The organism is Bacillota bacterium (assembly GCA_012839765.1).
Lineage (GTDB): Bacteria > Bacillota > Limnochordia > DUMW01 > DUMW01 > DUMW01.
In genome coordinates this window covers 24,634-32,829 of the sequence record DUMW01000034.1, presented here as the reverse complement: position 1 = coordinate 32,829, position 8,196 = coordinate 24,634, and the positions used below count along the sequence as shown (strand labels likewise).

At 54.4% G+C, this 8,196-nt stretch carries 8 protein-coding genes; 3 read left to right on the top strand and 5 right to left on the bottom strand.

What is annotated here, in order from left to right:
- The first annotated feature begins 269 nt into the window (after positions 1–269).
- The 3 genes from GXX57_03645 (at position 270) to feoB (ending at position 3,132) form a co-directional block, all read left to right on the top strand.
- The gene (locus GXX57_03645) at positions 270–647 is read left to right on the top strand and encodes a metal-dependent transcriptional regulator (protein ID HHV43749.1); all 378 of its coding nucleotides are present in this window, start codon (positions 270–272) and stop codon (positions 645–647) included.
- Between the two features lie 72 nt (positions 648–719).
- On the top strand, positions 720–1,016 hold the full coding sequence (locus GXX57_03640) for a ferrous iron transport protein A (GenBank protein ID HHV43748.1): 297 nt from the start codon (positions 720–722) through the stop codon (positions 1,014–1,016).
- Between the two features lie 70 nt (positions 1,017–1,086).
- The gene (gene feoB, locus GXX57_03635; GenBank protein ID HHV43747.1) at positions 1,087–3,132 is read left to right on the top strand and encodes a ferrous iron transport protein B; all 2,046 of its coding nucleotides are present in this window, start codon (positions 1,087–1,089) and stop codon (positions 3,130–3,132) included.
- A 162-nt stretch (positions 3,133–3,294) separates the two neighbouring features.
- Here feoB and GXX57_03630 read toward each other — a convergent pair whose 3' ends face one another.
- From GXX57_03630 to nadC, 5 genes are all read right to left on the bottom strand, one after another.
- Positions 3,295–4,146, bottom strand: coding sequence for a sugar phosphate isomerase/epimerase (locus GXX57_03630; GenBank protein HHV43746.1), 852 nt, complete (start codon positions 4,144–4,146; stop codon positions 3,295–3,297).
- Between the two features lie 45 nt (positions 4,147–4,191).
- Positions 4,192–5,202 carry a Gfo/Idh/MocA family oxidoreductase gene (locus GXX57_03625; protein HHV43745.1) on the bottom strand — a complete coding sequence of 337 codons (1,011 nt, stop codon included), beginning with the start codon at positions 5,200–5,202 and terminating at the stop codon, positions 4,192–4,194.
- Between the two features lie 12 nt (positions 5,203–5,214).
- A complete protein-coding gene (locus GXX57_03620) occupies positions 5,215–6,054 on the bottom strand; it encodes a sugar phosphate isomerase/epimerase (protein HHV43744.1) in 840 nt (279 codons plus the stop codon).
- Between the two features lie 15 nt (positions 6,055–6,069).
- On the bottom strand, positions 6,070–7,257 hold the full coding sequence (locus tag GXX57_03615) for an ROK family transcriptional regulator (protein ID HHV43743.1): 1,188 nt from the start codon (positions 7,255–7,257) through the stop codon (positions 6,070–6,072).
- Positions 7,258–7,333: 76 nt separating this feature from the next.
- Complete coding sequence (gene nadC, locus GXX57_03610) at positions 7,334–8,188, bottom strand: carboxylating nicotinate-nucleotide diphosphorylase (GenBank protein HHV43742.1); 855 nt, start codon at positions 8,186–8,188, stop codon at positions 7,334–7,336.
- Positions 8,189–8,196: the final 8 nt, after the last annotated feature.

The following is an 8,196-nucleotide window of genomic DNA, read 5'->3' as shown; positions in this document are numbered from 1 at the left end:
CCAACAAATGCTTAACCTCGCTGCCTTTATCCATGGTAATCGTTGGGACGAGTACTGGCAGCCAAAAATAGCATAATGTACGGGGGTAGAGTGATGATTTCTACCTACGTTTTGTGCGTGCACCCATCAGGCCCTTTGGGTATTGACAAGGGGCGGAATCCATGCTATTTTGTACTCGGATGTTAGGTTAGCTTTACTTTTACCCTGGGACCCTGTCCTTGGCAAGGGACATACAGAGCAAATGAGGTGAAGCATTAATGCCCGGTGGAATTACTCCGTCATTGGAGGACTACCTGGAAACGATCCTCGAGGTAGCTGATGCCAAGGGCGGGGCACGGACTACAGATATCGCAGACAGATTGGGCGTTTCCAAAGCCAGCGTCAACCAGGCAGTAAGTCAACTGGCTGAACGGGGCCTTGTCCGGCAAGAACGATACGGACCTGTCTATCTAACAGAACTGGGACAGGCCAGAGCAGCCCTGGTCTATAAGCGCCATCAGGCCATTAAGTCCTTCCTGATGACAGTGCTGGGTGTAAGCGAAGCCACGGCGGAAGATGACGCCTGCAAGATTGAACACGTTCTCAGTAGAGAAAGTATGGAATGCCTCTTGGATTTCATGGAAAAGCACCACAACGCTTCCAATTAATCATTGACCCGCACCACATGTTGGAGAGGAGGTAAGACGACCACTAGGAAGTATACTTCGGTCGTCAACGCCATGCATAACTGCTCTTTAGACAAATTGACCCCCGGCATGAAGGGGATTATCTCCAGCTTGACTTGTAATGGAGCACTGCGACGAAAACTGATGGACATGGGCTTCACCCCGGGAACAGAGATCTACGTGGAAGGAACTGCACCGTTGAAAGATCCGATCATCGTTTGCGTACGGGGTTGCCGCTTGGGACTGCGCAAGAAAGAGGCTGCATCCGTTATGATCAGGGAGCAACAATTGGCCTATGCCCCGGGACATCGTCGGCGGTTCAGAGGTCAGGTACAACACAAGGTTTCATAGCATCTTTTTTTGCCCAATAAGTTAGGTTACATTAACTTATTCAGTGGTGCATCGAAGGAGGATTTGAAGAATGGTTGCGGCAACTCGGAAACCGGTGATTGCCATCGCGGGCAATCCCAACTCGGGAAAAACGGCCCTCTTTAACGGGATCACCGGCGCCAGGCAACATGTGGGCAACTGGCCTGGGGTCACCGTAGAGAAGAAGACCGGATCGGTGGTTCATGAGGGCGTTGAGCTTTCGGTCGTCGATCTTCCCGGGACCTATTCCTTTAGTTCCAGTGCCATTGATGAAACCATCGCCCGGGACTTCATTCTCTGGGAGAACCCCGACGCGGTGATCAACGTGGTGGACACCACCAACCTAGAGCGCCATCTCTATCTTACAGTTCAGATTCTGGAAATGGGCGCCCCGGTCATCCTTGCGTTGAATATTTTCGACGAAGCAAAAAAGCTAGGAATCAAGGTTAATCTAGATAAATTGGAGGCCCGATTACGCACAAAGGTGGTTCCCACGGTAGCCATTGAGCGAAAGGGCATCCCAGAGCTGCTCACCACAGCGATACAGATGGTGAAGAACAGGAATCAAGGTTCTGCTAAGTTCACCATAGACTATGGGCCCGCGGTGGAAAGAGAGATTGCAGAGCTGAGCCAACTGCTGGACACCATCCTCCAAAAGAAGGTAAGGACTTCCACCCGCTGGTTCGCCATCAAGCTGTTGGAACACGATGACCACATCCGCGGGAAACTGTTTAAAGGACTCGCAGACGAACAAGTTAAGCAACTGGAAACAAGGGTGGCCATGGCCCGGTCGCGTATCCAACAGGAGACCGGTCAGGACCCGACGGATTTGATCGCCGAAAAACGATATGCTTTAACCGCGAAGATCACTAAGGAGACTACGACTACCCCGGAGGATGTCATCCGTCCCTCCACGATGGTCGATCGGATCCTGTTAAACAAATGGTTGGCCTATCCCCTTTTCCTAGTTGTGATGCTGCTAATGTTTCAGCTGACCTTCACCCTCAGCGATCCCATTGTGGAATGGCTAGGCGGTGTCATTGAAACCTTTAGCGAGTGGGTCTATGGCAGTCTGACAGGTCTCGGTGCACCAGAAATGTTGGTAGGCTTCCTCACCGATGGCATTCTTGGTGGCTTGGGGGCGGTCTTCGAATTTGCTCCCCCGATCTTCTTCCTGTTTTGGATTATCACCCTGTTGGAAGACGTGGGGTACATTGCCCGGGCCGCGGTGTTGTCGGACAGGCTGATGCGTAGTGTCGGTCTGCATGGTAAAGCCTTCATTCCCATGATCCTTGGTTTTGGTTGTAACGTGACCGGTATTCTGGCCACCCGCAGCCTAGATAACCCCAAAGACCGTTTAATCTCCATCCTGGTAAATCCGTTGATTTCCTGTTCAGCCCGGCTGCCGGTTTATGTGCTCTTTGCCTCAGCCTTCTTCCCGAAGCACCAGGGAATCGTGGTCTTTTCCCTCTATGTACTAGGGGTGGTCCTCGCCGCGGTGATGGCAAAAATCTTCAGCCTGTTCATTAAGTCCGATTCCACGTCAACCTTCGTGATCGAACTGCCACCGTACAGGCTCCCCCGGCTCAAGGACATTCTCATTCAGACCTGGGAACGGGCCAAACACTTCTTGGAGCGAGCGGGAACCGTTATTTTTATATCGATCATCGTGGTGTGGGTGTTGTCCAATTTGCCGCCCAACATCGAGCCCGGTAGCCCCGATTCCCTGATCGCCCGTATCGGCGGCTTCTTCGCCCCGATTTTCAAACCCGCAGGCTTTGGTACCTGGCAAGCAAGCACCGCCCTAATTTTCGGTGCCCTAGCGAAAGAACTGATTCTTGGTACTTTAGCTGTCCTCTACGGAGCAGGCGAAGCAGGACTGGCAGCAGCGTTGCAAGCCCAGTGGACTCCCCTGTCGGCTTACGCCTTCTTGGTGATGTCCTTGATCTACATCCCCTGTGTGGCCACCATTGGTGCCATTCGACAGGAGACTAACTCCCGCAAGTGGACCTTCTTCGCCGTGGGGTACACCCTGTTTTTGGGCTGGCTTCTGGCGGTAGTGGTCTATCAAGTTGGTAGTCTACTAGGCTTTGCCTAATTCCCCTCCCCCTTCACTCACCAGGTATAGGAAAAAGGGCACCAAGGGGTGCCCTTTTTCTGCGAAATCTTGTATAAAAGGGAACCGCGGAACACCACTCCGCGCCTCCCTTTACGTGTATCATCCTGCTTCCAGGGGTAGTGGGTAACAACTCACTGGGATTCAGGCTTTCAAAAGCTCCTGGAGGAAGGTTACGGCCTTCCGAATATCCACTTCCGGGTTTGCCCCCACTTCCCGCTCGATGGTGAGGTATCCGTCAAAACCAATCTCCCGTAAAGCTTTCAGGTAAGCAGGAAAGTCCACCTGACCCTCACCGAGGGGCGTTTCTAGGAAGTAGTCCTCCAGTCGCAGGTCTTCGATGCCACCCTCTGCGAAATAGTCATAGATCACCTTTGGGTCGGTCTGTTTCCGCATGATACCATCTTTGGCATGGGTGTGCACAATGTAATCCTTAAGGGTGTACACCGCCTGCACCGGATCATCGCCGGTGACCATCACCAGGTTAGCCGGATCCATATTCACCGCAATCCCTTTGCCGGGGATGGAATCCAGGAACTTCTTCAGCGTGGTCGCCTTTTCGGGCCCTGTTTCGATGGCAAAATGGGCTCCGATGCTGTTGGCATACTCCGCTAGTTCTGAACAGGCCGCGTGGAGGAGCTGCCAGGTGGGATCCTGTTCATCGGCGGGAATCACGCCCACATGGGTGGTCACCACGTTAGTCCCCAGCTCTACCGCTAGATCCATAATCTCCTTGGATCGCTGGATCTTCCGGGGATTATCCTCGGCCCGGGTAAAACCGTGGCCACCCAAATCGCCGCAGATGGCAGAGATCTCTAATCCCAAGTCTGCGATATAGTTCCGTAAGTCTTTCCTCGCCTGGGTCGACAGGTTCTCCGGCGCCATCTCGCCGGACACGGCATACATCTGCACACCGTGGGCCCCGACCTCTTTTGCCTTCTTCAATCCTTCGCGGATCCCCAACCGAAAGGAGTCAACGATTACTCCAATCTTCAAGCCTACCGCCTCCTTTGTCAAGCCGATTGTACCTTATAGCTCCCGTTACATTTGGACCGGTTTTCCGGTTTTCGCCGACTCGATGGCGGCAAGGCCTACTGACAGGCTACGCCGGGCCTCCTGCGGGGGCATCTTGTCCACCGGGCGATCCTGGGCTACACAGTCGAGGAAGTATTCGATCTCCGTTTGGTAAGCGTCTTTGCCCTCCACCGGAATAACCTCCACCGGCTGACCGGGCCGATACACCTTGATCCCCCGGGCCACTTTATCCCGTGCCTCGATGTTCACCCCGGCCCGGGAGGAGAACTCCAGACACCCCTTCTCACAATAGATAGTCATCTCGGTGGTAAAGGGATAATCCGTGGGCATCAACCAGCCACCACCTACCGACACCCGCCCGCCGTTTTTGTAAGTGACGGAGGTGTCCACCATGGCCACACCGCCCCGCTCATCCACCACACCTACGGCCGAGACCTGCTGGGGATCCCCAAACAACCAGGTCAGATAGTCCACGTCGTGGATGTGTAGATCCAAGGCAGCACTACCACTGAGCTTGGGATCCAGTAGCCAGTGGTTCCAGCTATACGAAGGGGTCTGGGAGAAGCGACAACCTGTGGCAAAGAGCGGCCGTCCCAGGCTCCCCTCCTGGATTAACTCATACATCAGGGCATACTCAGGCCAAAACCGCAGGCACTGGGCTATCATCAACTTCACGTTGGCCTTCTCTGCAGCTGCAATCATGGCATCAGCCTCTTCCAAGGTCAAAGCCATGGGCTTCTCACAAAGGACATGGCGACCCTGCTCACAGGCAGCCACCGCATGTTCCGCATGCAGGAAGGTGGGCAAACAGATGTCGATAACGTCCACATCGGCTTCCTTAATCAAGGTCATCCCGTCTTTGTATACCTTCGCGCCAAAGTCCTTGGCAAGCTTCTCGGCCTTTTCAGGTACCACATCAGCCACGGCCACCACTTGGGCCTTGTCCTTTAGATTCTTGTACCCGGCAGCATGAACCGATGCGATCATACCTGCACCTAGAATACCTACTTTCAACATTTGATTTCCTCCCTATAGTTTAAAGATTTTCTCCATGGCAGCACAGGTGTCATAGGCCAGCTGTGCCCCATCGTATTTATAAGGTGGCAAGATCTCAGCGGTGACGTAACCGTCATAGCTGATCTCCCGCAAAGCCTTTATTACCTCCGGCCATGGCACATCACCCTCTAACAGGGCAACGAAGCCATCCACAGTCCCCACAGACTTCCGGAAATCTTTGATGTGAACTCGCTTGATCCGTTCGCCCAGGATCCGAATCCAGTCCTGGGGATACCCCGCAAACAGCACATTACCCACGTCAAAGTAGGCACCTACATAGGGGCTGTTGATCTCATCGATAAACCGGGCCATCTCCAGGGGACTGAGCAAGAACTTGTTCCAGACGTTCTCAATCCCGATAGTCACTTGCAGTTCTTCGGCCACCGGGGCTAATTCCTTCAAGGCGGCCATGCTCCGCTCCCAGGCCACGTCATAGGGTACCACATCACTGTTGGGATTGAAGAACACATCTACCGCGCCGGGCACCACCAAAATGGCATCGGTACCCAGCCACTTAGCCGTCTGCAACATTCCCTTGACGATCTCCTTGGCCTTCTGCCGGGTATCGGGATCATCGGCGGTCAGGGAATAGGTCCAGAACAATCCGGTGGCCAAGGCCGCAATTTCCAGCCCCGCCTGCTCCACCGTCTCCTTCACTTTCAAAACTTCTTCCTTGGTACCAGACAAGGATAATGGACCGGTCTCGTCGTAGGAAAGCTCGATGGCGTCATATCCTGCATCCTTAGTAGTCTTTACAATCTGCTCTAAGCTCCAGTTGCCGGGAAACATCCAGTAGCTGATACTCTTTTTCATTGAGCCGTCGCCTCCTTATAGGTGGTTAAATGATTCCCAGAGGAATGCCGCAGCGGCGCCCATCACCGAGTGATACGGGCCAAAACTGGCCGGGACAATCCTCACTTCCCGCACGTTGTGTTTCATCACATGGGGCAAAGTAGCCGCCCCCAAGACATCAATGAACTCCTCACTCACAGGATCCAGTCTGCCCGCAACGAAGATCATCTCCGGATCCAACAGATTGATCGCTTGGCCCAGGGCTTTGCCAATGTGTCGGGTCCCTTCCCGCAGTACCTGCCAGGCCCTTTCATCACGGTCCTTCAGGGCCTTCACGTAACGCTCAATGAAATCCTCAGAAAGGGCTCCAGCGGACCACCATTGCCGAGCCATCACCCCCAGGCTGGCCATCACCTCTAAGCAACCCCGCTGCCCACACTGACAGGGAACCCCATCATCGTCCACGGACACGTGCCCCAATTCTCCCGCCATCCATCCGGAGCCCCGGAAGGGTTGGCCACTCAGCCACAATCCGGCACCGATTCCTTCGCCCACTACTACGTACATGGCATCGTCCACACTGTGCCAATCGCCAAACCACAACTCACCGAAGAGCCCCGCCAAACAGTCCCGTTCCGCCACCACCGGGACATTCAGTTCCTGCTGCAAGAACTTGGCCAAGGGCACCCGTTCCCAGCCTAGGGCAAAGGAGACAATAATCTCCTGATTGGTGTAGTCAAATAGGCCGGGAATGCTCAGACCAATCCCCAAAAGCTCTTCCTCTGTTAACCCATCCTGGGCGATCACCCCCCGGAGCGCGTCAATGACATCCTGGAGCAGTACGGAACCACCGTTCCGCTGCCAGGGAATAACTCTATAGGATCTCACTGCCGCATCCAAGCCCACCACGGCCACCTGAATACCCTGCCCGTCCAGATGAGCTCCCACTACGTACCGATCCTTGCGGACTTGCAGGAGCACCGGCCGTCGGCCACCACTGGATACCTCGAAGCCCTCTTCCGTCACCAAGCCGAGTTCATAAAGATCGTTTACAATCTTCCCAACGGCAGCCCGGGTCAATCCAGTACGTTTTGCCAAGTCTGGACGCGTCAGAGGGCCATAGCGGCGGATTTCTTCCATTATAAGTTTACGGTTATAGGAACCAACGGATTCGGTCCGTTGTCCTCTCCCCTTTGCCCTCTGGATATCCACAAGTCTTTGCAAACCTCCTTTACAAAGTCTATATTCGACACCGCCGCCTGAATACCTCCCAATTGAGGAAAGATTTTTTGCAATAATTCTAGTGGCCGTTGGCGATCTTAAGATCCAAGCTAATATCCAGCGCTTTCACCGAGTGGGTAAGGGCACCCACGGAGATGATATCCACACCGCACTGGGCAACCTCCACGATGTTCTCCTCATTGACACTACCCGAAGCTTCCACTAGGGCCCGCCCATCGATGAGTTTGACCATCTCCTCCATCAGAGCTGGCGACATATTGTCGAGCATAATAATATCCGCGCCCGCGTCTAAGGCCTCCCTCACTTGCTCCGGTTCCTTAGTCTCCACCTCAATTTTGGCCGTAAAGGGCACTCGACTGCGCGCCAGGCGAACCGCCTCGGTGATGCTGCCCACCGCCACGATATGGTTGTCCTTAATCATCACCGCATCGTCAAGGCCCAAACGGTGATTGCCTCCTCCCCCAACCCGGACCGCATATTTCTGCAAAAGGCGTAGTCCCGGCAGGGTCTTGCGGGTCTCCACCAAAGTACAGGGGTAGTCCGCGATCAAGGCCTTCAGTCGGGCCGTCTTGGTACTGATCCCTGACAAATGCTGAATGAAGTTCAACAGGACCCGTTCTCCCATCAAGATGGCCCAAGCAGGACCCTGAAGTTGGGCAAGCACATCGCCTTTGGCAATCTGCTCCCCATCCCGCACCAAGACCTTTACCTGCACTTGGGGACACAAGACATCAAACACCCCGTAACAAATCGCTTCCCCACAGAAGATCCCCTCATCCTTGGCCTTCAGGATCGCCGTGCCCCACGCATCGGAGGGCACCAAGGCCTCGGTGGTGATATCTCCCCGACCAATATCTTCCCTGAGGGCTTGATCAATGATCGGCCGGATCTTATACAGCAATGCTCCTTCCAACAACCCAG